Origin of the sequence: Cryobacterium sp. TMS1-13-1, from assembly GCF_004403125.1 — a bacterium.
In the GTDB taxonomy this organism is placed as follows: Bacteria; Actinomycetota; Actinomycetes; order Actinomycetales; family Microbacteriaceae; genus Cryobacterium; species Cryobacterium levicorallinum.
In genome coordinates this window covers 510178-536992 of sequence record NZ_SOGX01000010.1, presented here as the reverse complement: position 1 = coordinate 536992, position 26815 = coordinate 510178, and the positions used below count along the sequence as shown (strand labels likewise).

The 26815-nt window shown below is 63.1% G+C and carries 24 protein-coding genes and 3 pseudogenes; 11 read left to right on the top strand and 16 right to left on the bottom strand.

The window, feature by feature from the left end; all coding sequences use genetic code 11:
• Positions 1 to 419: 419 nt before the first annotated feature.
• Both E3T31_RS11865 and E3T31_RS17850 read right to left on the bottom strand, forming a co-directional pair.
• Entirely contained in the window at positions 420 to 842 is a 423-nt protein-coding gene (locus tag E3T31_RS11865) for a zinc-binding dehydrogenase (protein WP_241977865.1), read from the bottom strand.
• 42 nt (positions 843 to 884) lie between these two features.
• The gene (locus tag E3T31_RS17850; RefSeq protein ID WP_166788487.1) at positions 885 to 1052 is read right to left on the bottom strand and encodes a hypothetical protein; all 168 of its coding nucleotides are present in this window, start codon (positions 1050 to 1052) and stop codon (positions 885 to 887) included.
• 569 nt (positions 1053 to 1621) lie between these two features.
• On the opposite strand from E3T31_RS17850, the gene E3T31_RS11860 reads away from it, so the two are divergent.
• Positions 1622 to 2488, top strand: a complete 867-nt coding sequence (locus tag E3T31_RS11860; protein WP_134468881.1) for a DNA/RNA non-specific endonuclease — start codon at positions 1622 to 1624, stop codon at positions 2486 to 2488.
• 26 nt (positions 2489 to 2514) lie between these two features.
• Here the strand turns inward: E3T31_RS11860 and E3T31_RS11855 are convergent.
• The 7 genes and pseudogenes from E3T31_RS11855 to E3T31_RS11820 all read right to left on the bottom strand — a co-directional run.
• A pseudogene (locus tag E3T31_RS11855) lies at positions 2515 to 2676 on the bottom strand (helix-turn-helix domain-containing protein); the annotation flags it as partial.
• Between the two features lie 588 nt (positions 2677 to 3264).
• Complete coding sequence (locus E3T31_RS11850; protein WP_241977864.1) at positions 3265 to 4365, bottom strand: cell wall metabolism sensor histidine kinase WalK; 1101 nt, start codon at positions 4363 to 4365, stop codon at positions 3265 to 3267.
• 14 nt (positions 4366 to 4379) lie between these two features.
• Entirely contained in the window at positions 4380 to 5072 is a 693-nt protein-coding gene (locus E3T31_RS11845) for a response regulator (RefSeq protein ID WP_134468878.1), read from the bottom strand.
• Between the two features lie 491 nt (positions 5073 to 5563).
• Positions 5564 to 6118: a hypothetical protein gene (locus E3T31_RS11835; protein ID WP_134468877.1), complete on the bottom strand. Its 555-nt coding sequence runs from the start codon at positions 6116 to 6118 to the stop codon at positions 5564 to 5566.
• A 754-nt stretch (positions 6119 to 6872) separates the two neighbouring features.
• Positions 6873 to 7223, bottom strand: a pseudogene (locus tag E3T31_RS11830) (hypothetical protein); the annotation flags it as partial.
• Positions 7224 to 7441: 218 nt separating this feature from the next.
• Positions 7442 to 8038, bottom strand: coding sequence for an HAD domain-containing protein (locus tag E3T31_RS11825; RefSeq protein WP_134468875.1), 597 nt, complete (start codon positions 8036 to 8038; stop codon positions 7442 to 7444).
• Positions 8039 to 8154: 116 nt separating this feature from the next.
• Positions 8155 to 8604, bottom strand: a complete 450-nt coding sequence (locus tag E3T31_RS11820; protein ID WP_134468874.1) for a hypothetical protein — start codon at positions 8602 to 8604, stop codon at positions 8155 to 8157.
• A gap of 296 nt (positions 8605 to 8900) precedes the next feature.
• Here E3T31_RS11820 and E3T31_RS11815 point away from each other — a divergent pair, with 296 nt between their 5' ends.
• From E3T31_RS11815 to E3T31_RS11805, 3 genes are all read left to right on the top strand, one after another.
• On the top strand, positions 8901 to 9089 hold the full coding sequence (locus E3T31_RS11815) for a hypothetical protein (RefSeq protein ID WP_134468873.1): 189 nt from the start codon (positions 8901 to 8903) through the stop codon (positions 9087 to 9089).
• A 355-nt stretch (positions 9090 to 9444) separates the two neighbouring features.
• Positions 9445 to 9744 (top strand): hypothetical protein, encoded by a 300-nt coding sequence (locus E3T31_RS11810; protein ID WP_134468872.1) that lies wholly within the window; start codon positions 9445 to 9447, stop codon positions 9742 to 9744.
• 447 nt (positions 9745 to 10191) lie between these two features.
• Positions 10192 to 12822 carry an AMP-binding protein gene (locus tag E3T31_RS11805; RefSeq protein WP_134468871.1) on the top strand — a complete coding sequence of 877 codons (2631 nt, stop codon included), beginning with the start codon at positions 10192 to 10194 and terminating at the stop codon, positions 12820 to 12822.
• 316 nt (positions 12823 to 13138) lie between these two features.
• Here E3T31_RS11805 and E3T31_RS11800 read toward each other — a convergent pair.
• Positions 13139 to 14166 (bottom strand): annotated as a pseudogene (locus E3T31_RS11800) (IS630 family transposase).
• Positions 14167 to 14334: 168 nt separating this feature from the next.
• Here E3T31_RS11800 and E3T31_RS11795 point away from each other — a divergent pair.
• Complete coding sequence (locus tag E3T31_RS11795) at positions 14335 to 14526, top strand: hypothetical protein (protein WP_134468870.1); 192 nt, start codon at positions 14335 to 14337, stop codon at positions 14524 to 14526.
• A 294-nt stretch (positions 14527 to 14820) separates the two neighbouring features.
• On the opposite strand, the gene E3T31_RS11790 is transcribed toward E3T31_RS11795, so the two are convergent.
• Positions 14821 to 15402, bottom strand: coding sequence for a TetR family transcriptional regulator (locus E3T31_RS11790; RefSeq protein ID WP_134468869.1), 582 nt, complete (start codon positions 15400 to 15402; stop codon positions 14821 to 14823).
• 93 nt (positions 15403 to 15495) lie between these two features.
• Here E3T31_RS11790 and bioB point away from each other — a divergent pair, with 93 nt between their 5' ends.
• The 5 genes from bioB to bioD are packed head-to-tail and all read left to right on the top strand — an operon-like array spanning position 15496 to position 20860.
• A complete protein-coding gene (gene bioB / locus E3T31_RS11785) occupies positions 15496 to 16551 on the top strand; it encodes a biotin synthase BioB (RefSeq protein WP_134468868.1) in 1056 nt (351 codons plus the stop codon).
• Positions 16544 to 17872, top strand: a complete 1329-nt coding sequence (gene bioA / locus E3T31_RS11780; protein ID WP_134468867.1) for an adenosylmethionine--8-amino-7-oxononanoate transaminase — start codon at positions 16544 to 16546, stop codon at positions 17870 to 17872. The genes bioB and bioA overlap by 8 nt, the downstream gene beginning before the upstream one ends.
• A gap of 8 nt (positions 17873 to 17880) precedes the next feature.
• Positions 17881 to 19026, top strand: a complete 1146-nt coding sequence (locus E3T31_RS11775; RefSeq protein WP_134469296.1) for an 8-amino-7-oxononanoate synthase — start codon at positions 17881 to 17883, stop codon at positions 19024 to 19026.
• On the top strand, positions 19023 to 20138 hold the full coding sequence (locus tag E3T31_RS11770) for a cytochrome P450 (RefSeq protein WP_241977862.1): 1116 nt from the start codon (positions 19023 to 19025) through the stop codon (positions 20136 to 20138). Before E3T31_RS11775 ends, E3T31_RS11770 begins: the two co-directional genes overlap by 4 nt.
• Positions 20135 to 20860, top strand: a complete 726-nt coding sequence (bioD, locus tag E3T31_RS11765) for a dethiobiotin synthase (protein WP_134468866.1) — start codon at positions 20135 to 20137, stop codon at positions 20858 to 20860. Before E3T31_RS11770 ends, bioD begins: the two co-directional genes overlap by 4 nt.
• A gap of 404 nt (positions 20861 to 21264) precedes the next feature.
• Here the strand turns inward: bioD and E3T31_RS11760 are convergent, their stop codons facing one another.
• Positions 21265 to 21684 carry a hypothetical protein gene (locus E3T31_RS11760; protein WP_134468865.1) on the bottom strand — a complete coding sequence of 140 codons (420 nt, stop codon included), beginning with the start codon at positions 21682 to 21684 and terminating at the stop codon, positions 21265 to 21267.
• A 35-nt stretch (positions 21685 to 21719) separates the two neighbouring features.
• Entirely contained in the window at positions 21720 to 23174 is a 1455-nt protein-coding gene (locus E3T31_RS11755; RefSeq protein WP_134468864.1) for a PLP-dependent aminotransferase family protein, read from the bottom strand.
• Between the two features lie 109 nt (positions 23175 to 23283).
• On the opposite strand from E3T31_RS11755, the gene E3T31_RS11750 reads away from it, so the two are divergent.
• Positions 23284 to 23940 carry a pyridoxamine 5'-phosphate oxidase family protein gene (locus tag E3T31_RS11750; RefSeq protein WP_198417010.1) on the top strand — a complete coding sequence of 219 codons (657 nt, stop codon included), beginning with the start codon at positions 23284 to 23286 and terminating at the stop codon, positions 23938 to 23940.
• A 327-nt stretch (positions 23941 to 24267) separates the two neighbouring features.
• Here the strand turns inward: E3T31_RS11750 and dhaM are convergent, their stop codons facing one another.
• Genes dhaM through dhaK form a run of 3 tightly spaced genes read right to left on the bottom strand, consistent with a single transcriptional unit; the run spans position 24268 to position 26657 of the window.
• Positions 24268 to 24981, bottom strand: coding sequence for a dihydroxyacetone kinase phosphoryl donor subunit DhaM (gene dhaM, locus E3T31_RS11745; protein ID WP_134468863.1), 714 nt, complete (start codon positions 24979 to 24981; stop codon positions 24268 to 24270).
• Entirely contained in the window at positions 24978 to 25643 is a 666-nt protein-coding gene (gene dhaL, locus E3T31_RS11740; RefSeq protein WP_134468862.1) for a dihydroxyacetone kinase subunit DhaL, read from the bottom strand. The genes dhaM and dhaL overlap by 4 nt, the downstream gene beginning before the upstream one ends.
• Positions 25644 to 25655: 12 nt before the next feature.
• Complete coding sequence (gene dhaK / locus E3T31_RS11735) at positions 25656 to 26657, bottom strand: dihydroxyacetone kinase subunit DhaK (RefSeq protein ID WP_134468861.1); 1002 nt, start codon at positions 26655 to 26657, stop codon at positions 25656 to 25658.
• Between the last annotated feature and the right edge of the window lie 158 nt (positions 26658 to 26815).

Genomic DNA, 26815 nt, shown 5'->3' with positions numbered 1-26815 from the left:
GTCGAGGCGGCCATGGCTTTTCCTGACACTTGCGATCGTCTCGCGGAGCGGACCGGCATGCGCGGGTCTCACCGACCCTTCACCAAACCCGGGGCTCGACAAAGCCACATAGGCGAGCGGACGGGAGAGACTGCACTCGCGAACGCGGTCCCTCCCACCCGCTTAGCTCAGTCCCCCCTTGACGCGAACGCTAAAAACCGAGATGGCTCCCTCGAAAGGATTCCCGCGCGCGGGCTGCTCCGCACCGTTAACACCAACTGCCCACTCATCGGTGGTGCCTTCACAATTGACGGCGTCCAGGTCTGAAAGCCGGAGCAGGAAAGTGACCGGCGCGGCCCAAAGCCGCCGCACGAGCCGGTGTCACCTACCGCAGATGAGCAGGACAGGCACCACACGCAGATTTAGAAGATAACGACGGGCTAGAGCGTCACGCCGCTCTCACTATCAGCAAGGGCCTCGTTGAGGTCAGCGAAGTCATACTTCTTGACGAGCTTGTCGAACGGGAACACCCCAGCCTCATAAAGCGAGATCAGCTGCGGAATAAATGTTTGCGGCACGGAATCACCCTCGATCACCATGTTGATCTTCAGCCCCGTCAGCAGCAGGCGGCCGATATCAATCGGTGATTCGGTGCCAGGTGCCGCCGCGGCGACGAGGGCACCATGTCCAAGGATGCCGAGAGACTTAGTCATCTGGGCGAAGACGAATTTGTTGCCGGTCGTGTCGAGGGCGTAGTTCACCCCGCCACCGGTGATTTCGCGGATCCGCGCGACGGCGTCCTCGTTCTTGACCCCATTCGTTAAATTAAAAGCGCGGTGCGGATAAGGGCGAAAACCCGCCAACAATGCCGTCCAGCTGGAACGCAAGGGGACGCAGGACACCCACTACGCGTGGCCCGGTTTCCGGTGATTTCCGGCATCGGTGACGATGCCCGCGGAGCGCGTTTCGCCGCCACCAGCAAGCGTCAACAGCTTCCCTGCCTGACTTTCATCGGCAGGGATGCTGGCGAATGTCCTGCCAAAGACCAGTGTGAAGATCTCGGAAGAAAGCACTGAGATCGAAGATTCTCGCTGTCATGACAGTTTCATGCGCGGCAGACGGTCGGCGGAACAGACTGTGCGCCCGTCGAATTCAGCTTCGAGCTCAACAGCTTCGAACGTCATAGCGCGGACCTTGACACCTGTGGCTTTGAGCATTGCGGTCGATTCACTGCTGGTCAGCGTCTCCGCGCGACCCGTTTCACTTTGCAGTACGTCGTGCCATCAGGCCCGTCGTCGACGCTGTCGCCCAGCCACAGACCGTGAATGACCCGCCCCGTGCAATCCACCGGATCCACGAGAACGGCGGGTAGCTGACCGCGCCGATTCACGCTGACAAGAACGAAACCCGGCCATCGCGCAAATCGGCGTCGTAATGTCACGATCACTTTATTCATACAGCTCCTTGAGAGCCAAGGCCTTCTCTCAAGCTTAGGCAGCCCACAAGGAACAGCAGCACCCCCAGTTCAGGCACATCGTTTCTGTAGCCAACACAAGACACCAGAGAACGGGATCTTCCCAGCAGCGCCGCCATATTAGATCCGAAATCCCTAATTGTCGGCTCTGGCTGTTTGACTATCACCATGAACGCCGCATTACTTTATCCTGCTGGATACAACGCCGATTTCCTCCAGCTCCCTCTGCCGCTCCCTGCCCCTCCTGCAGGGATCCTGATTCGTGAACTGCTCTACACACATTTCACCGTGCTCCTCGACCCTGCGCGGCGCCTCGCGATCGCGACCGGTGTCAACATCGACGGGGATCACCTCGTCACCGTTGACCGAGGCGACAGCTGGCATCTCGACTCGCGGATCCCGCTCTACGAACAGGCCGGGGAGGGCGTCTACGCCAGAAACGATCTCGACCGCGGGCACCTCGTCCGGCGCCTGGACCCTGTCTGGGGCGACACAACGACAGCCCGGCGAGCGAATTACGATACCTTCGCCTACACCAACGCCGCCCCCCAAGCCGGAGCCTTTAACCAATCGAAACAACTCTGGCTCGGCCTCGAGGACCACGTCCTCACTTACGCACGCACCAACGGTAACCGCATCAGCGTCTTCACCGCTCCCGTACTCTCAGCCCAGGATCCGATATACCGCGGCGTGAAGATCCCGCAAGCGTTCTGGAAGATCGCGGCATGGACAACGAACACAAAGGGCTCCACCGTTCTGCACGCTGCCGGATTCGTCCTCGACCAAAGCCCACAGTTAGACGACATCGACCTTGACACGGTCCGCGCTCACGCCCTCATGTACGGCACTCCCCCGCCGCTGGGACCGTACCGCACCTACCAAGTACCCATCGTGGACATCATCGACCTCACCGGGCTCAACCTGACCGCCCTATCCGAGGCAGACGTCTACGCCCCCGCCCCAGCGATCCGGGAAGACACCGACCATCGAACGCGCTGGACCGAACTGACCGACACCGCAGGAATCCACCTCTAAACCGCACCGAATCCTCTACAGCCCGCTCAGTCCCCCGCACGAAGGTAGACATAGACGGTTTCCCGGCTGACCCCAAACTCTCGAGCAAGCACAGACTTCGGCACGCCCGCAGCAGCCTTCTCCCGCAACTCAGCCGCACGAGCCATGCCCAGTGACGGGGTACGACCACGGTAGACGCCACGCTTCTTGAAAGGTCGCCGTCCTCGACCTGAAGTCGCTCACCGTCGTGGCACGTATCCCGGTCGGATCCACACCGAATGGAATCAGCTTCTCAACGCAAACCGTCGAACCGTCCCCGGGAACAAAGCTCGACCTCCCGATGGTTTCTGGCGACTCGTCGACGATGAAGCACTAGGCGCTAACGTGCGTTGACGGCGTAGCGCTTTCCGCCGCAGTAGGTTCCAAAACATCGCCGACGGCGATTCGTGTCTGCACGGTCACCGGAGCACGGCTCCCCTTTGAACGAGCGCAACTGGGCAGCGAGGTTACGAACAAACAAGTAGCGCGATTGCGATTGATGTTTCCTGATCTTGGCGTCTCCTTCTTCACCACCAGCTGCGACAGCGGCAACGACAACGTGAAAGAAGTCTCGGCATGTATGCCGACATCGAGCACATGATCGATCGGCACCTTGTCAGTAGCCTCTACGCCCCCATGCCGGCTCCAGTGCCATCGTCGTCAACGCGCTGCTGCTCAAGCGACTGCACCTCCCGCGACAGCCCACGAGCACAATGATCACCGTCTTCGATGATGGAGGAGAGATTGACGTTTCAGTTTCAGCCTGATCTGTCGGCGGAACGTAGGGGTACCACGACCGTGAAACTGGCCCCCTGCCCTGTCCCTGCCGACGAGGCCGTCACGTCACCGCCGTGCGCACGCGCTATTTCGCGAGCGATAGTGAGACCGATCCCCGATCCGGCGGAGCGGCGGGCCTGTCCTGGCACTCTGTAGAACCGCTCGAAGACACGGTCTGTGTCTTCCTCGGCCAGGCCCACTCCCGTGTCGATCACGACGACCTCACCGCGGCCGCCGGCGCCATGCGCCGTGATCATAACGGCACCGCCCGCCGGAGTGGCGAGTAGGGCGTTGCCGAAAAGGTTGGTCAGGACCTGGGTGATCCGGTCCGGGTCCACGTGTACGGGCAGCGGCGTGTCGACGTTAAGTGTCAATGCCACGCCCGAATCTTCGAATTGCGGCGAGAGCCGTGCCGCCGTGCGGCGAGCAAGGTCAGCCAGGTCCGCATCGATTGGATGCAGGTCGAGTCGCTGTTCTTGAGCGCGCGACAGGCTGGAGAGGTCGTCGGAGAGGCGGTGCAGGCGGCGGAGTTCCTCACTGAGGGAGGCGAACGTGTCGAGGTTGGCGGTGAACACGCCATCAATCAGCCCCTCGACGTAGCCGTCCAGGACGGTCAGTGGGGTTCGCATCTCATGCGCAACCTCACCGAGCAATCGTGTTCGCCGAGACTCCGTATCGGCCAAAGCCTGGGCCAGCGTGTTGACGTCGGTGGCCAGCGCAGCAAGTTCCGGCTCGGAGGGGACGGGAACCCTGCCTCCGTACTTTCCTGCAGCGATCAGCTTAGTTGCGGCCCGCACAGCGTTGAGGGGGCGCAATAAACGCCCGGTGACTGCCGCCGCCACGAAACCGGCGGCGATGACGCTGGCCAGCACGCCGACGATTAGCGAGGTAGTGAGCGCGGATAGGAAAGCGGAGCGCACGCTTGTCGGGTCCATAGTCTCCATGGGCATTACGGTGCCCGCGCCGTTCATCATCATCCCCAACCGCTCTTCGAACAGTCGAGGAGCAAGCAGTGAGATCGTCAGATAGGCCACCACGCCGCCGACCACAGCGATCGCGGCGTAGGAGATGAACAGGCGCAACGATAGGCGCATCTTCATCGGGGCTGAGCCACGAACTTATAGCCCACGCCACGCACGGTGGCGATCAGATGTGGATCACTGGCGTCGTCGCCGAGATGCGCGCGCAAACTGCGGATGTGGACGTCGACGACTCGCTCGTCGCCATAAAAGTCGTAGCCCCAGACTTTCTCAAGCAGTTGCACCCGCGAAAACACTCGCCCGGGCTCGGCGGCGAATGTTGCGAGAAGGTCAAACTCCAGGCTCGACAGCGCCACTAACATTCCATTCGCCTCAACCTCGCGGTGGTCCGGTTTGATGGATAATCCGTCGAAGCGAAGCAGAGAGTCTCCGTCGGTCCGGTCGCCCCGATTGTCACGACGCAGCATCGCCTTGACCCGAGCCGTCACTTCACGCGGGCTAAACGGCTTCGTCACATAGTCGTCCGCACCCACACCGAGTCCCACGAGCTTGTCAACCTCCTCCGCCCTGGCTGTGACGAGGATCACGTACGCGTCGCTGAAGCTGCGCAACTGCCGGAGGACCTCCAGTCCGTCGATCCCCGGCAGCATCACGTCCAGGAGCACGAGAGCGGGAGGGTCTTCGCGGAGTGCCACAAGCGCCTCAGCGCCGTCCCCAGCCTCCGCTACGTTATAACCTTCCGCTTCCAGGTAGCCGCGCAGGACTGTCCTGATCTGCGGCTCGTCGTCAACGACCAGGACCTTCTGCATTGCTCACACCTGTCCTCTGATTATCGCCGCCCGGCGGCACCGACTCTGCAGTACGCCGAAGGGACTCCTTGAGGAAGAATCCCCTCAGGTCCTATCTTCGAGCACTTCCAACCGCTCCCGGTATTCCGTTTCGTTCAATTCACCCTTCGCGAAGCGATCATCGAGGATTTGACGCGCTTGACTCCGAGCGCCTTGTCCTCGAGCTACCGGAGCGCCTCCTCGCGGCCCACCGCGACGCGTTCCGCCAGCAAAAGCTCGCACGACCCAAACAACGAGAAAGATGACTGCGACGAGCATGAGCAGCCCCACCGGCCACCCCCACGACATGTTGTATCCGTTTCCCCACATCATTTCTTCTGCTCCTTCAGGTTTTTTCATTCATTTTCTACATTGAGGCAGCCGCGGTACCGGCGGGCTGCTCAGGGGACGTTCAGATCGCTGCACATTCCCGAGGGAATGCCGACCCGGGAGATGCCACGACCTGCTCACCGTCAGAGCGTCGTCGTGGTCATTGCCATTCCCATCCCTGAGCCCGAACCCGCGCGCATACCCATTCCCAAGCCACTACCCATCCCCATCCCCATCCCTTCACCCGGAGTGTGGGTCGCGTTCAGCATCATGTCCATGGAGTTCGTCATCTGTTCCACAGCTGCCACCTTTTCATCAGATGACAGAGTGCTGTTGGAGTCGAGATTGGTCTTAAGCTCCGAGATTATCGCATCCTCGAGTCCAGAAACCGATTTGCCCTGGGCTCTGGCGATGTCCGCGACGGACTTACCCGACTGCAGCCGGTCCTGCAGCTCCGTCTGGCTCAGGCCGAGGTAACCCACGACCGCGGTCATGGGCGAACTCTGTCCGAATACCATGCCGACCATGTGGCCGGACTGGCGGTCACCAACTGTTGACGAGGTCGTCGACAGCGGCTGGGGAATCGTCCCCCCACCGGTAGCCGCCTGCGCTGCGACCACACCGCCACTGACAAGTGCTCCGACAAGCCCGAATCCCGCTATCCCAACGGTCATGTTCTTCCGATTGAATTTCATCATTCCCAACACCCTTCACGTTTAGCCACCAGGTTGGTGTCTACACACCAGCATGCAGATGGCGCATGAAGCTTCGGACCCCGAGCGTGTGAAGGTTTGATGAAATACGCTAGCTAGGCTCCAACTGATCCGCCCGCGCATGCCGCAGCCAGTCCCGCGCCGTTTCATGACGCCATGTCAACTCTCGTGGCTTTAGACAAGAACACGAAGAGTGCTAATCACCAGAACGTCAACCCGCGACGCCACGCTCCCGAACCAATCAGCGGATAACTCTTGAGGCGCACGCTTATCTCGGTCGGGTGACAGTTAAATGCCGGCATGCCGCATTAGCGGCGAAACCTACAGGCCGAAGCGTTGCCACGAGCCCATGCGCCAGGCTTGAGAGGCGTCCGTCGGTTGTGTCCAATTCGACATGTCACGACCTCACTACCCACATCCATCGGCGCACGGTCGGACAATCTGCCAGACCGAGTGCGCGCGCCCGAGACTGCCGTCGAACTCCGCATCTATTCCGCAGATTTGATGATAAAGGACTAAAGCTGATAGCAGGAGAAAGCACCCTTGATCAGGGTTAATCGAAGATGCCGGCAGCCCGCAGAAACCCCTGATAGAGCCGTACTCTTACTCGAAAGGTCACAGGATCGACGCCGATCGGGGCCACCACCGCCACTCCCTAGAAAACTTACTCGTGATCAACTCGGGGAGTGGCCTTTTTTCTGCCCACTTGCGGGCTCGGGTTCGGCCTCATTTTCCGGGCTCAGTGAGCGATCGCCGCGACCACGTGACCTGCGCGAATCGACGTGCGCTCGACGAACCGCGCGACGATGTCAGTTTGAAGGTGCGATGGCAACGACGACGCAGCGGCGGTGATCAGTTGTGGCAGGGAATCCGTGACCGCGCTCGCCCAGTCAGTGACCAAAACACGGCTGAGGCCGGCTTCTCGGGCGATGGCGCCCCACTCGAACCAGGATTGCTGGCCAGCTGGATAATCAGCTGCAAAGTGCATCGAGAGGTTCGTCTTGCGGAATTCAGTGTCCGTTCTGCGGCGATCGTCGTCCGGGCGGCCGGCGTACGGGATGAAACTACTCACGTCATACAATGGCGTGAGATCGACGCCGTCAGGCCTGACGAAGACTGAATAGTTCTTGGCGTGAGCGTCAGTGTTTCTCGGGTCGTGTAGTGTTCGTCAGGTTGAGGTCGGTGCTCTGGGGTAGGTGTTGGCGGAGTAAGCCGTTGGTGTTTTCGTTGGTGCCGCGCTGCCGAGGCGAGCACGCCCCTGGCTCAGGTGGAGGGCCTGGTGGGCCGCCACCGGGAATCCAGCGCATTCTAGGAGAAGGTTCCCTGCGCGATTCGCTCAGTGAAAGAACGGATCTCCGCCACCTGTGAGACATGCAGCCCTTGCTCCGATTGCGTCGCAATGAACAAGTTCTGATCCCCGCCCACGACCTCGATGCTCCGCCGCTGCGGACTCATGAACCCGCTCGCGTGGCTGGTCAGCAAGTCGTCGACCATGACGATGGGAGCATTTTGGAGTCCGTTCTCTCGCAGCCACCGGCCTACGGCCAGGGCCTTCACCCAGATACCTGCAACCATCTGGTCCCCGCACCGAGTCCCGATCTCGGCAACGTCGTACGGCGCCTCGAGCAGACCGACGGCCGGTACAAGCAGCCGATTCGCCGCGTGATCCCATGTGCTCGCCCAAATTAGTTGGACAAGCCCCTCATTGACGAGCTTGTTGAGGCCCGCCACGACCTCAGGGTCGAACCAGATTCTGGTCGGGTACGACAGGTCATCGGGGAAATCCAGGTCAAGCCGGCCGGTTCGAAGCCGAGGATCGGCTTCACCCGTGTCTGCCGTATAGGCGAGGAGCGAACCGTCAACGTCCATGAACAGGGGTACCGGGCGGCGGACGACACGCGACATGACTGAATCCTTCCGAAAATCTGTGGCGACTTGGCAGAGGAGAATCTCATCTCATCTCAGACCGACCGACCGACCGAGGACAGCAATTGTCCATGCCCGCGCGTGGCCTTCACCATCTATTTGTCAGCGGTGTGAGTCGTCGTGATCGTGTACATATGCCGGCCGATCATGCCACTCCAGAAGCGGAGCCCGTCCGTCGTCTCGCCCTCGGATCGAGTCACCCGACTATCGGCGGCGTCACGACCGAGCATATCGGCGAGAAACCAGTCGACCTGAGCATCAAAACCAAGGCCACCCGGTACATGGACCCGGTGAGCGAGGTCGGTGTCGTCTTCGTGGACCTCGAGGACGGCCATGACCCGTCCCCTCCGCTCCGCTGCTAAACGCTCAGCCAACTGGTCGATCTCGTCGCGCAGTTCGAACACCCGCAAGGCAGGGCCAACACCGACTGGCTCGAGGTGGGCCCATTCCTTGAGATCCAGTTGGGCACGGCTGGCCCAGGCCGCACATTCTTCCCACGAGCCGACGAGGACAAAACGGGTGGACGGGCGCACATTACGTGTCATCTCACCACGGTATCGCGGGCCACCGACACCGACGTCAGGCACACTGTCTTCCTGGACCTTGAGCTCGAGCAATGGCTGACTATCCCGAACCGGGAATGCCTCCGCCCAGCTCGAAAGACGCTGTGCTGCGTCGCGGGACGGGCTCGACTGGAGCCCTGTCTGCGGGCTAGCCTGACTCTGAACTTGCGCCATCTGAAGGAAAAATCGCATGGTCAGTCCACGTCACTCCGCTAATCCGAGTACCTCCGCCGCGCCCGTCGAGACGCCCCTTACGCCGCAACTCGCCCGGAGCCTCGATGCCTGCCCTACCGATCCCTGCACTTGGTTTTACTATTCAGGACCGTGCAGCGAAGCAGAGCACGGCTGCCCGCACGGCCGCTGCGGCAGTGATCACCTCCATGCTCGAACTCGGAACGCCCAAGGTCGAGGTCGCAGACCGTCTTGGACTCGCGCTCCGCGATGTCAAGAAGTCTTCCGCCGCCTGAACTTCGTGAGCTCTCAACGGGTGCGCCGCCGGTGTCGGACACGATTGTCTTCGGTGTAGTGCCTGGGTCCAGTCGGTTCCGCCAGAGTGCCGCTGAGAAGTGCTGATCGGCACAACTACAGCCCTCGCTGCATCGCATCTATTCTCGAACTCAGCACGCTTCGCGGTGAGGTCGCCGACCGTTTGGGGATACACACCCGTGACCGAGAACGTGACTGACGAACGTCACTCTCGTTCGCAGGCCCAACAACGTGGGCGGCCAGGTTGATGCGTTTTCGACCGGCCCAGAGCCTGACAAGCGCTGGCTCTCCACGAGACTGGTCGTCGATGGGTACGCGCGCTGACATCATGAAGGAATGACCCAATCTCGCTGGCAGCGCCTTTCTGAATGGCCGCTGACGGCCGCCGCAGTGATATTTCTCGTCGCCTACACATGGGCAGTCATCGGCGACCTCCGCGGCCCTGCTGACCTCGTTGCCGAAACCGTAATCACCGCCACTTGGGTGATGTTTGCCCTGGACTACCTGGCTAACCTCACTCTTGCACCCAGACGGTGGAAGTGGTTGCGACGGGGCGAACTGATCGACACTCGCGGTGGTGCCGAACAGGACTGCTGCGACGCGCTCGGCCGACTCAAGCTGGTTCGCGTTGACTAGAGCCCGGACCACTCTCACACACCAGCAGAGGAACGGATCCATATCCCTGAAGCTCAGTCCTGGCACTTCCCCCAAGAGATCCACCACCGCACGGTTGGGTGGTGCTCATACCGTCAATGACTCAATAAAGCTCGGAAGTTGGGCTAGACCTGCCTATCGCGCAAGACCAGGCCCCATAGACAAGAACTGATAACCAAGTTACCCAGTTTTTCTTGATGGGAGTCATTATTCCAAGCAACCACCATCGCCGCATACCGTCCGCGATTACGGAGAGGAATTCGCAGCACGATCCAAGATCGCATCAGCTGGAGGTCAATCACTTTAGCCTGGCCCCCGTTTGTGGACACGGGTTCAGTGGCGAGTTGAACTTTCGCGGTCTGAGCGGTTTGTTACAATGTAGGGTACCCTTACCTAACCAGCCCCTGCGCACCGTTCGAAAGTATTCTCGTGCTCCACACCATGCCCGCACCACGACTGACCCTCCTTAATGGCTCAGACGACGACGTCGCATTCGTCACCGGTAGTGGAGACCTCAGCTACGCCCAGCTAGCCAAGATGGTTGCCATACGCCGTCTCGAGCTTGGTAGTATCCGCCGACTCGTGATGCTGGAGGCAGCAAATGCCGTTGAGCCGATCGTTACCTACCTTGCAGCTCTGGAAGGTGGCCACCCGGTGCTTCTGGTCGCACCGGGTGACGATGAAGCATCACGGACTCATCGCGCGTCACTGGCTGAACGGTTCGACCCTGACGTCATTACCCTCCGCGACGGGGACGGCCCGGCCCTGCGGGAGATACGGCCTGGATCCACGCACAGCTTCTCCGACGACCTAGCCATGCTGGTGAGCACCTCCGGGTCCACCGGGTCGCCGAAGCTCGTTCGGTTGTCCCGGCAAAACCTGCTGAGCAACGCACAAGCCATTGCGGCGTACCTGCGTCTCACGCCTGCAGACCGGGCAGCAACCACGCTGCCGATGCACTACTGCTACGGCCTCTCGGTCCTGAACAGCCACCTCGTGTCGGGAGCGAGCGTCGTCCTCACCGAGCGATCGGTGGCCGACGCGGCGTTCTGGGACGAGGCCGGGATGCATCGGATCACTTCTTTCGCCGGCGTGCCCTACACCTTCGAGCTTCTCGAGGCGGGTAATTTCACGGATCGGTTGCCAGCGAGCATCCGCTACCTCACCCAGGCCGGCGGCCGCCTCGCCCCAGAAGCGGTGCGCCGCTTCGCACGCCTCGGTGAGCGTCGCGGGTTCGAATTCTTCGTGATGTACGGGCAGACAGAGGCCACTGCGCGGATGGCGTACGTCCCCGCGGAGCTCGCCGACCACGCCGCCGGCAGCATCGGCCGCCCCATTCCTGGAGGTCACCTGCGCATCGATGCCGAGGCGGGAGCGGAGATCGGCGAACTCGTCTACGAAGGCCCCAACGTCATGCTCGGCTACGCAGAGACACCGGCCGACTTCGCATTGGGGCGCACGGTCCACGAGCTTCGCACCGGCGATCTCGCCCGGCACCGCGAGGACGGCATGTTCGAGGTCGTCGGACGGCTAAACCGATTCGTGAAGGTGTATGGACTCCGGGTCGACCTCGATTCCGTCCAACGCCTCCTCGCCGAGGAAGGAATCGAAGCCCGTACGGCAAGCACCGGAGAACGCTTGCTCGTATTCATCCGTGCGGCCCGGTACGTCGACAGGGCACGAACCCGCACCGCTGTGCTACTCGGAATCCCCACGCACGCTATACACGTCTACACGGTTAGCGAGTTTCCTCGCACAGCCAGCGGCAAGCCCGACCTTGCCTCGCTCATGCGTTATGCCCAGATGATCGACGCCCAGACGGCGTCGACAGCAGCGAACCCCGGGCAGGTCGCAACCTCCGACATGATCCGTAACCTGTTCATCGTGCTCCTCGGGCGCCCAGACGCGACCATCGACGACACTTTCGCCGGGCTCGGCGGGGATTCGTTGAGCTACGTCGAGGTGGCCCTACGGCTGGAGGATCTCCTCGGCGCGTTGCCGCGGGATTGGCCAGCACAATCGGCCCGGAACCTCGCGTCTTCGGCCGACGGCCCTCCCCCACAGGCTGACAGCACGGCCGTGGGCGAAACAGCGAAGCGTGGAGCGGCGACAGTCGGAGCGTGGAAGGCCCGCTTTCCCCGGGTCGAGACTCCCGCCGTTCTCCGCGCACTCGCAATCGTGCTGATCGTCGGCACCCATGCCGACCTGATCACTGTGCAGGGCGGCGCGCACCTGCTGCTCGCCGTCGCCGGATACAACCTGGCCAGGTTTCAGCTCGCCGACGTTGCAGGGGCCACGCGCGTTCGCCGCCTGCTCAGAAGCGCAGCCCAGATCGCGATTCCGGCCACGTTGTGGATAGGGGCCGTCGCCGTGCTCACCGGCAAGTACACCTGGACCACAGCGCTGCTGGTCAACCACCTCGTCCCCGGCGACGGCAAGTGGAACGAGCAATGGCAATTCTGGTTTCTCGAGGTCGCCGTCTGGACCATGCTCGGCTTTGCGGCAATGTTCCTAATTCGCCCAATCGACCGCCTCGAACGACGGCACCCGTGGACGTTCCCGATCGCCCTGTTCGCGGCAGCCGTCACGACCCGATTCGCACTCGTCGGCCTCGAGGCAGAAGGAATTGAACGATACACCCCGTTCACCGTGCTCTGGTCTCTCGTGCTCGGCTGGGTCATCGCCCGGGCCGACAATAATTGGAAGCGTGTGGCGGCATCGTCAGCGGCGATCGTCGCCACGATCGGATTTTTTGGGGATCCAGCACGCGAAGCAGTTGTGGTGGCCGGAATACTGTTGCTGATCTGGGTGGAACGGCTGCGGATGCCCCGCACCCTCGTTCCGGCCGTTCGACTACTGGCCAGCGCATCCCTGTTCATCTACCTCACCCACTGGGTCGTCTACCCGACTTGGGAGGCCAGTACCCCTTGGTTCGGAATGGTCTCGTCACTAGCCATCGGCGTCGCGGCGTGGTACCTGTATCGCCTGGTCGGCCGAGGATTCAATCACGTTGCCACCACAGGCTTGAGGAGCCGAAACCACTTTGCAATCCGAAGTTGAACCGCTTGACATCAACGGATCGAGCCAACCGAGCATGAATCTATGGGCAGCGGAGGGGAGCGGGCCGGACTCTCGGTGATCCTGCCTAAGACCGGCGCTGGGTAGGACCGGTCGTGCTGATCGATCATGCCGACATTGCGTGCGATGTCTCGATACACGGGCGCATCCCCGACTTGGCAAGAGGAAGCGGCACCTTGACCGTGCCCACGATTAGGGAGAATTTCGTCGGGGATGCGAGCGGCCAGACGGACAGATCCCGAGGACCACGATTTTCTCTTCGCCCCGTGTGCGAAGGGCACCTTAGATCTCCGCAACCCTAGTGTCCTGCGTCGGAAGTTCGTTGTAGAAGTTGTTTGAGGGATTCGAGGATTTGAACTGCGGATTTGGTCCAGATGAAGGGCTCCGGGTTTTCGTTCCATGTTTTCACCCAGTTGCGGACGTCAGCTTCGAGTGCTTGAACGCTCCGGTGGTCTTAGCACTGGAGGAGATCGGCGGTGACATAGGCGAAGAAGCGTTCTACCTGGTCGATCCAAGTCGAATACGTCGGGGTGAAGTGCATGGTGAAACGGGGGTGGGCTTCGAGTCAGCGCTTGATCGTGGGACTTTTGTGAGTGCTGTAGTTGTCACAGACCAGATGGACGGCCAAATCGTCTGGGACGTCGGCGTTAATCTTGTTCAGGAACTTCTGGAATTCGATCGAGTGGCGCGGGCGATGGGTGCTGGAGATGACGCTGCAGTCAGCGGTGTTGAAGGCGGCGAAGAGGCTGGTCGTGCCATGACGCATGTAGTCGTGGGTGCGTTTCTCGGGCATGCCCGGCATCATTGGAAACGCTGGCTGCCATCTCGCTAACGCTTGGACCTGCGTCTTCTCGTCCACGCAGTAGACAACGGCCGCTTCCGGCGGGTTCAAGTACAGGCCGACAACGTCATAGACCTTTTCCACAAACTGCGGATCTTTGGACAGCTTGAACCCGATCTGCCGGTGTGGTTTGACCTCGAATGCCTTCCAAACACGTCCGATCGTGGACTTGAACAGGCCACTTCGCTCGGCCATCTTGGCTCGTGACGAGTGCGACGCGTCTTTCGGCGTGGACTCCAACGTCGCTACAACCACTTCCGCGACCTGGTCCGCGCTGATCGAAGCCGGGCACCCGGGCCGTGGCCATCCATCAACCCATCCAACTGAGACGCGAGAAAACGGGCACACCACTCACTGACAATGTTCGTTGAACAACCCATCTGCGCGGCAACCGACGTGTTATCCAGCCCCCCAGCGCAGCCAAGGATGATCCGGGACCGCAACGCCAACGCCTGCGCCGACGTCGGTCGCCGTGACCAGCGCAGAAGCTACTCCCGTTCCTCATCGGTCAGAATCAGCTCAGTCTTTGGGCGTCCAGTTCGTGACATAACTCATAGCATTTAATCAATGAATTTATGACGCAGAACGCTAGTTGTCTGTTGACGCCGCTTTGCGTCATTGTCCGGTTGTCGTCCATACCCTTCGCTTTTGAAATGGTTGACCAGCACGACAATTCTCGTTCCGGACGCGAGCTGCACCGTGTATTCAGGCCGGTCGTGGCCGAAGACCAAGCGGCCGGGGGCATCCTGGTCATCGACATGCGGATGAACCGCAAGGATCGAGTGCGTCGGTTTCGTCACCAGCCCGACGTCGATCCCGCGGTCGTCGTTACCGTCGAAGCATGACGTGCGGGTAGGCGGGTCCACCCTGAGTGGTGCCACGGCCGTATCCGTAAATCGCTTCACAGCGATCCGGCTCTCCGCCTCGACGACCGCGATGACGTCCGTGCTCGCCGGACGGGTGGCGGCCGCGCGGTGGCGCGCAACAAGCCGGTCGCGTATTTGTCGGAGGAAGGCGAAAGACGCGGAATCGGAGGCCGTCAGGCCGAGTGAGTCCAGAAACTGGAGGATCTCAATTTTAACCGTCGGCGTGTAGCTGTCCTCTTGGATCAGCGCGTTGATCCTCGGTTGCGAGGTAGATCACGGTGCAGGGTGGGGCGGGGCGGTGGCGCCGAGGCCGCGCAGGAACGCGTCCACTCCGAAGATGAATGCTTCGGTCGTGTAGGTGGTCGACTCTTCGTTGGCAGCAACGCCGGCCAAGATCAGCTCGGCGTGGGTCTGCTCCTCAGCCACGGCGCCAAGGATGTAGTGGGTGAGCGCTCGAACGCCCCACTCGGCCTGCCTCAGAGTTAGATTGGCGGGCAGCGTGTCACGCAATCGCTGCAGTGGCGCCAGTTGCCTCGGATTAAGAGCTTGGGCCACCGAGACCACTTCGGCTCCGTCTTTGACGGACGTCAATGCTGTGCGAATATCCAGCGCAGCCTGACGCGCGTCGGCACGGTCGGAACGCGCCCCCACTTGGTCCGTCCATGCCGGCGTCGTTGCGAGTATGCGCTCGGCGAGCAGCACCAGCAGGTCTTGCTTGCTCTTGACGTGCCAGTAGAGAGCTCCGGGTTGCACCCCGAGGTTTTTGGCAAGGTTGCGCATGGACAGAGAGGCGAGGCCGTAGCTGCGCAGGATCGTCATCGCGGCGTCGACGATCTGTTCCCGCGACAGTGCCATTTGAATCCTCCGTCGGGGTGAGTGGGTCTTAATGCACCTTCACGGGCACGATCCAGGCGATAAATACCGCTCGTCCTAGTGTATCCTTGAACGGTGTTCAATAAATTTGGAATAATTGCCGCCCAGCAACTGAACGGCGGTACGCTTACCCGCGCTGACGCTGTCGCCATCCTTCGCAGCAACGACGACGAGTTGATGGAGTTGATGGCCGCCGGTTCACTGCTCCGTCGTGCCCACTTCGGCAACATGGTCAAGGTGAACTATCTCGTGAACCTGAAATCCGGGCTGTGCCCGGAGGATTGCCACTATTGTTCTCAGCGACTGGGTTCAGCGGCGCAGATCTTGAAGTACAGCTGGCTGAAGCCCGAGGAGGCTGTCGAGCAGGCGACCGTCGGGATTCGGGCGGGCGCATCCAGAGTCTGTCTTGTCGCCAGTGGCAAAGGACCGAGCAACCATGACGTCGCTCGGGTTGCCGACATGGTCGACCGTCTGAAAGAGGAGCATCCGCAGGTGGAAGTCTGCGCCTGTCTCGGTATCCTCAAGCAAGGGCAGGCCGAGAAGCTGCAGGCCGCCGGGGTTGACGCGTACAATCACAACCTCAACACCAGCGAATCTCGCTACGCCGACATCTGCACTACCCACGAATACGAAGACCGGGTACGGACGGTGGGGCATGCCAAAGATGCGGGACTTTCGCCGTGCTCCGGGTTGATCGTCGGCATGGGCGAATCCGACGTCGAGCTGATCGATGCGGTGTTCGCGCTGCGCGACCTCGGCAGCGAATCGATCCCGGTGAACTTCCTGATGCCGTTCGATGGCACGCCGCTTGAAGGCACCTGGCTGCTCACTCCCGGCACCTGCCTGCGCATCCTCGCGTTGGTCCGCTTTGCCTGCCCCAGCACCGAATTACGAATGGCCGGCGGTCGCGAGATGCACCTGCGCTCGCTTCAACCGCTCGCACTACAGGTCGCCAATTCTCTCTTTCTCGGCGACTACCTGACCAGCGAAGGCCAGGAGGCTCAGGCAGATCTCGCAATGATCGCCGACGCCGGCTTCCACGTTCTGGGTGCCACACCCAGCACGGATCACCATTCCGGGGTCACTCTCCGTCAGCGGGGAGCCGGCACGCACGTCGCGCCCAATGCCTGAGACCCGTGCGGCTGTGCGGTCCCTCGTGGAGCGTGATCGCGGTTTGGTCTGGCACCCATACGCAGCGCTCAACGGTCCGGCACCGTACGAGGTCACCGGCGCATCCGGGGTGCGATTGCACCTCAGGGCGGAGGACGGCACACGTTTCGAGGCAGTCGACGGCATGAGCTCCTGGTGGAGCGCCATCCATGGCTACCGGAATCCCGTCCTCGACGAGGCACTCCGGAAACAGATCGATCAATTCAGCCATGTGATGTTTGGCGGACTCACCCATGAGCCCGCGGTGCGACTGGCCGAACAACTGGTGCGCCTCGCACCCGAGCCGCTCGCGCACGTGTTCTTCGCCGATTCCGGATCCGTCTCGGTGGAGGTCGCCCTCAAACTGGCCGTCCAATATCAAGCGTCTGCTGGCCGTCCTCGCCGCCAGCAATTCTTGGCGCTTCAGGGCGGCTACCACGGGGACACCGTAGGGGCGATGAGCGTCTGCGACCCGATAGACGGAATGCACTCCGCATTCCCAAACCTGGTGCCAGCTCAGCTGTTCCTTCAGCGGCCACCCAAAGCCACCCTTATCGGTGGCCAGCTCGTCACCGACGATGTCGCCGTCGACGCCTGGGTGGAGGCGATGGAGGAGACGATCCTCAGGCACAGCGCCGAGATCGCCGGCATCATTGTAGAACCGATCCTGCAAGGCGCGGGAGGCATGTATGTGTACGCGCCACGGTGCCTGAAAGCTCTGCGGCGGGCAGCAACCCAACAGGGAATCCTGCTGATTTTCGACGAGATCGCGACCGGATTCGGCCGAACCGGCAAGTTATTTGCCACCGAATGGGCCGGCATCGCTCCCGATGTGATGTGTGTGGGAAAGGCGCTCACCGGCGGCTATCTCACGCTCGCAGCGATGCTGTGCACGGCCGAGGTGGCGACGATGGTCGAGCAATCCGCGCCGGGCGTGCTCCTGCACGGTCCGACGTTCATGGCCAATCCGCTCGCCTGCGCCGTGGCAAGCGCGTCGCTCGGATTGCTGAACGGTTGGGAATTACAGGTCTCACGGATCGGTGCCGCTCTGGCCACAACGCTTGCACCCGCCGCCTCGTACAGTTTCGTACGAGAGGTGCGCGTCCTCGGCGCGGTCGGTGTTATTGAACTCGACGGCCCCGTCGATGTGGTCGCAGTCACCCGTGCGGCGCTCGAACGGGGAGTGTGGCTGAGGCCGTTCCGCAATCTCGTCTACACAATGCCGCCCTACGTGAGCAGCTCGCAGGACATCACCAACATTGCTGAAGCCATCGGTGGAGCCATCGCTCAGGTGCACGGCTGATGGGAACAATGCAAGACCGGCTTATCGATGCGGCACGGGTGCGCGACCGCCGCGGAACCGTGCGCGCCACCCGGATCACACCGGGCACGGACGAAGATGCTGGAACGGGAGCGCTTGATCGTCCCCTCGACCTCGCATCCAACGACTACCTCGGCCTGTCGACCGATTCGCGGTTGAAGGCCGCCGCGATCGCGGCAACCGAACGGTACGGCACGGGGGCGCGCGCGTCCCGCGTGGTGACCGGCACGCTTCCAATTCACAATGACCTCGAACTGGCGCTAGCCGAACTAACCGGGCAGCCCGCGGCACTCACCTTCTCCAGCGGCTATGCAGCCAACCTCGGCATCCTGACCGCTCTCGGCGGACCGGACACCCTCATCCTCATCGACGAACACATCCACGCGTCCCTCGTCGATGCAGCCCGGCTGTCGCGCTCTCCGATCACAACGATCCCCCACTCGAACCTTGCCGTGCTCAACGACCTGTTGGCCAAACGAACCCAGACCCGAGCGATCGTCGTCATCGAATCCATATATTCCGTGCTTGGAGACGCCCCGAACCTTCTCGACACCGCTATGATCTGCGCCACGCACGATGCACTGCTCGTCGTGGACGAAGCCCACGGAGTCGGAGTGCTCGGAGCAGGGAGGGGAGGCGTATATGCCGCCGGCCTCGCGGGAGCAGAGCACGTCGTCGTGACCGCCACGCTCTCCAAAGCGTTGGGAGCGCAGGGCGGCGCCGTGCTCGGATCGGAGCTGCTGCGCGAACACCTCGTCAACACCGCCCGCAGTTTCATCTTCGACACCGGACTCGCCCCGGCGCCAGCGGCCGCGGCCGCCGCTGCCTGCCACATCATCCTCGCGGAGCCGGTCCGATTGGATGCCCTCCATCGCATCGCAAGCCTGATCGCCTCGTCCTGCGGAGTGGATCGTGCAGCCGGTCCCGTGCAGTCGATCCGCGTCGGATCGCCCGACATCGCAGTGAAGGTGACAGAGCAGCTGCGCGACGAGGGCATACTCGTCGGCTGCTTCCGCCCACCCAGCGTTCCGGATGGAATCTCTCGGTTAAGACTAACGGCGCACGCAAACACCGACCCCGACCGGCTGCTCTGGGCAACCGCCCGCATGACCTCGATGCTCCGGGCGCGAACATGATGCCCTCGAACGCGGCGGCTCTCCCAACGGATGCGAGCACACCCCCCACGAAATATCACGTCGTAAGCGATCCCGGCGAGGTGCGGGAAGTGTTCCGCCGCGTCGACGAGTTCGTGCCGACGAACGCCCTTACGACCGTGGTTCCCCTCAGCATGGCGGCCTTGCGCGTGCTCAGCCGCGCGCGCTTCGCCCTGCCACCGGTGCTCGCCTCCGCAACCGGCGACCGGCATCGCGCCGTCCGAAAAATGGTCGCCGCGTTTTTCACTCCAGCCAAGGTCGCCGCAATCGGCCCGCGCGTGACAAAGCTGACCCGACAGCGCTGCCAAACCGCCGCCAAGGCACTGGAAAGCGGACCGATCGACCTCGCGGATATCATCGGCCGCCGCATCCCGCCCGTTATTATGCAGGAGCTGACGGGGTTCGACTGTCCCGACCTAATGCTGCTCCAACGGTGGAGCCGGGACTCTCTCGAATTATTCTGGGGCTGGCCCGACGAGGAACGCCAAGTCTTGCTCGCCACCAGCGCGGCTGAATTCTATGCGTGGCTCCGCGAAACCGTCGTTGCGAGCGAGGGGGACGGTTCGCTGTTCGGCGTGCTCGACGCCGCAGGGCTGAGCACGCCCGAAATATGCTCCCTCGGCTACTTCCTCGTGATCGCTGGGCAGGAGACGACGGCGCAGCTGATCAACATTGCGTTCTACCGCGCGCTCCAGAATCGGACGTTGTGGCACGAGCTGGCGCAGGGCGCATCGGCCGCCACGTTCGTACGAGGAGTGCTCGCCTCCGAGTCGTCCGTCCACACTTGGCGTCGCGCGGTGGCCACGGACAGCATGCTGGGGGGAGTAAACCTGCCCGCCGGTGCGGAAATCCTGCTCGAGCTCAGCGGACATCATCCGGCCGGCACCGCGCCCACCGCCTACTCGCTCGCGTTCGGCCACGGGCTCCATCGGTGCCTTGGCGCCAAACTCGCAGAACTCGAAACAATCACCGTGCTCGAGGAAACCGCGCGAGCGTTCCCCACGCTCGTGCTCGCGGGGCCGGACCCCGAATGGATTCGACTGCTTTCGTTCCAGACGCCAACGACGGTCATGGCGCAGCTGGAGCCCGCATGACGCTCGCCACCGAAACCCCCATCCTCTTCGTCACCGGGACCGACACGGATGTGGGCAAAACGATCACCGCCGCCGCCCTCGCGTGCGCACTAGCCGCGCTTCCAAGCCCTCCGAAGAGCACCCTGAGCGTAGCCGTCGACAAGCCCACACAGACCGGTGTCATGCCGGGCGAACCGGGTGACATGGATGAGGTCGCCCGACTCTCCGGCGTACGCTCCGTCACCGAAGGCATCCGACTTTCGGCACCGATGGCCCCAGTCGCCGCAGCGGCCCGTGAATTCGCGATACTGCCCCCGCTCGGCGAGCACGAAGACCGCATCCACCAACTGACCCAAAGCCACGACCGGGTTGTCGTCGAGGGCGCGGGCGGCCTTCTCGTACGGCTCGACCCGTTCGGTCACACACTCGCCGACCTTGCCGCGTCGTTCGGACAAGATGCCGCGGCCATCGTGGTCTGCCGAAGCGGCCTCGGCACACTCAACCACACCGAACTGACATTGGAAGCGCTTCGGAATCGTGGCATCCCCGTCGCGGGTCTCATCATCGGGTCGTGGCCGAACGACCCGTCTGAAATTGAGATCGACAATCGCCGGTATTTCGAGTCGCTGGGCGTACCGCTGCTAGGGGCAATCCCCGAAGGATCGTCGCGCCTGGATCCTGCGGTCTTCCGTAAAAGCGCGGCGTGCTGGCTCCCGCTTTCGACTCCTCGGACACCAGACTAGGGACTGTCTCAAAATAAGAGTTTCTCCAGCCGTACGCTCGTCACATTATTGAGACAATCTGATCTGTTTTTCTTCTACGCAGCAGACGCGGTTGCTTTGCCGGGATCGAGGATGTTCAGATATCCGCGGCCGAGGGGATGGCCTGCGCGCCGAGAGCGCGGATCATGCCGACGTAATCGAGTTATAGGGGCACAAGGTCGCGACCTCGTCGTGAAGGAGGAAATAGCCCCTGTTGCTTCCAACACTTGAAATCACCCATCGGTTATGAGACAAATTGTCCCTCGGGGCCGTGCGGGATATGACTTGTGTCGGGCCTGCGACCACGCGTCCTCGCCGGGTTCCACAGCCGATACCGGCGAATATGTCAACAGAAGGATTCTGCGAACCCTCAAACCGCGTCGGAGCTACCGCGGAACGGTCTCCTGCCGTCGGGCATCCCGCCGGATCCGACGCCCCCAAAGTGGTTGGCGCGCCATCGTGGTAAAGATGATGAGCCAGACTCCCAGTGCCGCCCAGAGTGTGACGGTCCCGATCTGTCCGACGAGTGGCAGCGTGTCGGTCCGGCCGAGGTAGATTCCAGCGACCGCGTACATTCCGACCGGAAAGGCGATGCTCCACAGCGTTGCTTGGTAGCGCAGTGGAACGTGACGCTTGAAGTGACGCCACATTCCCACGGCGATCAGTACTGGGATGAGCCAGGTGGCAACGGCCCAGAACATCACCGAGATACCGCCGACCAGCCCGCGGGTCGCGCTCACCCTCGGAGCATCCGCCATTTTGACGATGCGGGCGCCGGCCAGGACCGTGATCGCGCAGGCACCCATCGAGACCCAGTAGGGCGGGTCGAGGTCCCCACTGATCAGCCCGGAACGGCATCCACCGCGGTCACGGCGCGAATGTGGTCGAGGGCACGCACCAGGGCCGTGTCGCTGACGGCGGCGTATCCGAACACCAGACCGGCCGGGGCATCCGCTGCACCGGGCCCGGCTGAATAGTCCCGAAGGTCGGCGACCCTGATCCCCCGGGCCGCCAGCTCCGAAATCGCCGCGGTCGACCGCGCCGGGTTCTGCAAGCCGAGCACCGCATGCAGCCCACCATCCAGGGCGGACAGTGTCGTGCTCGGGCGGCCGGACAGGGCGTCCAGGACCAGGCTTCGGCGATGGGCATAGTCGCGGCGCGTGGCGGCGATGTGACGGCGTACAGCCCCCGACGCCAGGAGCTCGGCGGCGGCATCCTGCACGACGCCGGATACCGGGCCGGGCAGGTCGTGACGCACCGCCAGCACCGCCCGGCGCACGGCTGCGCGTGCGGGCATGACCAGATAGCCGAGGCGCAACCACGGCGTCAAAATCTTGGAAAAGCTTCCGACGAGCACGACCCGGCCATCGTTGTCGAGCGAGGCGAGGGCCGGCAGGGGTGGTCCGACATGCCGAAATTCGCTGTCGTAGTCGTCTTCGATGATCCAGGCGTCCGTGCGGCGCGCCCAGTCCAGCAGGCGGAGGCGGGCATCCACTGAGAGCCGGCCACCGAGCGGATACTGATGGCTGGGCGTGACCAGCACCGCTTGGGGCGGAACCGTCAGCGCGTGCAGTGCGCTCATCGGCAGCCCGTCGGCCTCGACCGAAATCGGCACCAGGATCGCGCCCAGGCGCTGCAAAGCCCGGGTTGCAGCGGGATAGCCGGGTGTTTCCACGGCGACGACCGGTGCTCGAGCGGAATCCTTTCCTGCACCGGACTCCAGGTGTTCCCGCAGCGCCAGGACCACGAGAGCGAGTGCTTCACTCGTGCCAGCCGTGACGACGATGTCCTCGGCCTCACACCGCACTCCCCTGGCATGCCTCAGGTGGTCGGCGATTTCCGTGCGCAGGGCCAGGGTGCCCTGCAAGGGTGGTTCGGTCTGTGGAATGGGTCTCGCGGCGGCTAGGCGCCACGCGGCCGTCCAGGCCCGCCCCGACAATCTTCGGGTCGACGGGTATCCCGGTGTCAAATCCAGCACATCAAGCGGATACTGCTGACCCGCTTCCACCATCGGTCGCGCTGGCGCCGCGAGGGTTTCCCCGTGCAGCAGAACGGCCACGCGCGTCGGCGCTCCCTGGGTGCTGACCAAATATCCCTCGCCGTTGAGCTGCTCGTAGGCCGTGACCACGCTCCCCCGCGACACGCCAAGCCGATGAGCAAGCGCTCGGCTGGACGGCACGCTCTCGCCGGAACGCATCTCCCCCAGCAGGATGCTGCTGCGCAGCTGAGCGACGATCTGGGCGCTGAGCGAATCGGTCCCGCCGCGGATGAGCGTGATCGGTGGGGTGAACGGCATGGCTCGGCCTCCCTGGTCCGTCACGGGCGCCCCAGGCGCCAAACTGGACTAACGGTATCGAATGCAAGTGGATCTTTGATTATGCCAGTTCTCCACCCACGATGTTGGAATGACTACTTCGACCGCCACCTTGCCCATCACCGATCGCACCCGGGTAGGCCGGCTGGCCGACCAGCAGATCGTCGACCGCGCCGCGCTGTATGCCCTGCTCGACGGTCAGATCCTCGCCCATGTCGCTCTCGTCGTCGAGGGAAACCCGCTGATCATTCCCCTGGCCTTTGCCCGCGACGGTGACAGTGTGCTCATCCATGGTTCGACTGGCGGAGGGCTGTTGCGCCTCGCGGCAGCCGGGTCGGGCCTCGGGCTCAGTGTCACCGCACTCGACGGCCTGGTCTACGCGCGCAGTCTCTTCGACAGCAGCATGAACTATCGCAGCGTGGTGATCTACGGCGTCCCGACTGTGGTTCCGCCGAAAGAGAAGGAGCGAGCGCTGCTCGTTCTCTCCGAACGGCTCATGCCCGGCCGAAGTGAAGAGGTGCGCCCGATGACGCGCCGCGAACTGGCAGCGACCATCGTGCTGTGCATACCCCTCACCGAGGTGAGCATGAAGACGCGCAGTGGTGCACCGAGCGAGGCCGTCGACGATGGCGAAAACCACGCGGTCTGGGCCGGAGTGGTCCCGGTGGTGACCGGATGGGGCGCACCATCTGCCTCACCGTTGACGGCGCATGGAACGGAAGTTCCCGCATCCGTTCGCCGGCACTGAGCCAGTGACAGCGAGCTGGCCGCGCAATCAGAATTGCGGATCAGGCGTGCGCATGGTGCATGACCATGCCGAATTCATTAACCGGTTCGAACGCGTCACGATCCCAGGCCCCGGGGTGGGGCACTGGACAATTGACCACCGTGTTTCGCGACGAGTGGTCGATGGTGTGTTCACGCATCGCATGACCGCAGATCGGGCACGACCGGAAATCGGTCGCACCCCACTGTTCCGGGCGGCGTGGGGTCTTCCTATCCTTAATCATGCCATTACGATACGCCCGATTAGACAAAAAGGCACGCAGATGGTAGGCGAAACGTGCAGGGCGAGCTAGGCCTCGCCGAATCCGGATTCCAGCAGCGCCGCGAGGGCGCTGATTGCGGGCCCGGCCGCGGGGTCGGTCGAGGCCAGGTGCACGCTACTCCCCCGGGCCAGTCCGAGCGACATGATGCTGAGCAGGCTCGTCGCGTCCGTGCCGTTCACAGTGAGGGGCACCGCGAAGGTGCTCGCGAGGGTCACGAATTCCGCCGCCGGACGAGCGTGCAGACCGTCCCTGTTCACCAGGATCACGGTGCGGGAGATCTCCCCAGCCTCGGCTGGATCTGCGGACCCGGCATCGGCACTAAGCTCGCCCGCGTAGGCCGCCTGAAGTGCCGTGCGCGCGGCTGCCACGACGGCGTCGAGGTCTCCCCCGATTTCCGCGGCGACCGCCGCCGCAACTCCACCTTCGACCAGCGGAGCATCCACAATCCGTACCTGATCCTGCTCCGCCTGGTCGAGAAAATCGCGGGCCGTTTCCGCGGTCAGAATGGCCGAGCCAAGGTCGCACAAAATCACCACACCGGCGCCACCATCCGCCTCGGCCAGTGCCGTCGTGATCATATCGAAGCTCGTTCCGATTGCGCCCTCGTCGGTGCCACCGGCAGCGACGAGTCGCACGGTCGGTGCCATCTGACGGGCTAGTTCAACCAGCCCCGCCGCGATCTTTGCGCTGTGCGAGACGAAAACCAGGCCAACCCGGTCAGCGGATGCCGGCACGCTCACTCCGCCACCCGGGTCGCGTCGGCCGCGGCGCGTAGCAGGAGCGCCGTCGACTGTGCGCCCGGATCCCGGTGACCGATCGCCCGCTCACCGAGGTAGCTCGCTCGGCCCTTCCGCGCCACGAGCGGTTCGGTGTCCCGGGCGCCCCGCGCTGCGGCATCCGCTGCCGCTGTCAGCACGGCCGGTGCGCTCCCGCCCGCCGACTGCGCGGCCTGGGCCGCATCGACGGCCGGGCTCCAGGCGTCGATCATGGTTTTGTCTCCCGCCCCGGCCTTGCCGCGCAGGACGATGCCGTCCCGGGCCGCCGTCAAGAGGGCGACAAGGGCCATACCGTCGAGAGTGCCCACGGAAGCAGTTGCGCCGGCGGCCTTCAGAAACGCGGTGCCGTACAGTGGCCCGGCGGCTCCGCCGACGGTGGAGATGAGCGTGGTGGCGAGTAACTTGAGTACGGTACTCGGGTTCGCATCGTCAGCCAGACCGTCGAGTTTGGGCAGGACCGCCTGAAAACCGCGATTCATGTTTTCGCCGTGATCGCCGTCTCCGATGTCACGATCGAGCGTGTTCAACGCGGCGCGCTCGGCGGCCAACACCTCTGCACTGCGCCGAATCCACCGCACGGTCCAAGCGGTATCCAGGTCCGAGTCTGTTCTTGCGTCCGGGCTCATCGGCGCCTCCTTCTATCGTCCCCACCGTAGCGCGGCCGTCTGCACCGGTGCATCCCAGAGGGCGGTCAGCTCTGCATCCAGCTGCAGCACGGAAATCGACGCCCCCGCCATTTCGAGGCTCGTCGTGTAGTTGCCGACGAGGCTACGCGACACCGTGATGCCCCGCTCGCGCAGCACTTCGACCGCGCGCCGGAACACGATGTATAGCTCCACCAGCGGCGTGCCGCCCATGCCGTTGACCAACAGCAGCACCTGGTCGCCGCTGGCCAACGGCAGGTCCTCCAAAATGGGCATGAGCAGGCGGTCGACGATGGCATCGGCCGGCTCGAGCTTGATGCGTTCCCGGCCGGGCTCACCGTGGATTCCGATGCCGATCTCGATCTCGTCGTCAGCGAGCACGAAGCTCGGCTCGCCGGCGTGCGGCACCACGCACGGCGTCAACGCCACCCCCATCGTGCGTACCCGAGAATTGACCTTTTCGGCCACGGCAACGACAGCAGCCAGGTCATCGCCGCGTTCTGCAGCGGCCCCGGTGATCTTCTCGACCAGCACCGTTCCGGCCACACCGCGGCGTCCCGCAGTATAGAGCGAGTCCTTCACCGCGACGTCATCATTGACGATGACCGTGCGAACCTCAATTCCTTCAGCGGATGCGAGATCGGCTGCGGTCTCGAAATTCAGCACGTCCCCGGTGTAGTTCTTTACGATGTGCAGCACCCCCACTCCGCCATCCACGGCCTGGGTCGCGGCGAGGATGGGATCCGGCGTCGGGGATGTGAAGACCGGCCCGGGAACGGCGGCATCGAGCATCCCGACACCCACGAATCCGCCGTGCAGAGGTTCGTGTCCACTGCCGCCGCCGCTGACGAGTCCCACCTTGCCGCGCACGGGGGCATCCGCTCTCACAATGAAGAGCGGATCGGGTGAGACGCGCACAATATCGGCGTGCGCGGCCTCGAATCCGGCGACGGCCTCGTTGACGACGTTCTTCGGATTGTTGATGAGTTTCTTCATGACCTGCCATTCGCTCGGTGCTGCCACGGATCGATCGGACGCTGCGCCCCACGCGCATTTTCCCACGACCAACATACGCGACCCGACCACGATCGCACAGGGCTCGAACGAACTCGAGCAGCCTATTCCCCTCCGCGACGCCCCGCGCTATGTTGATT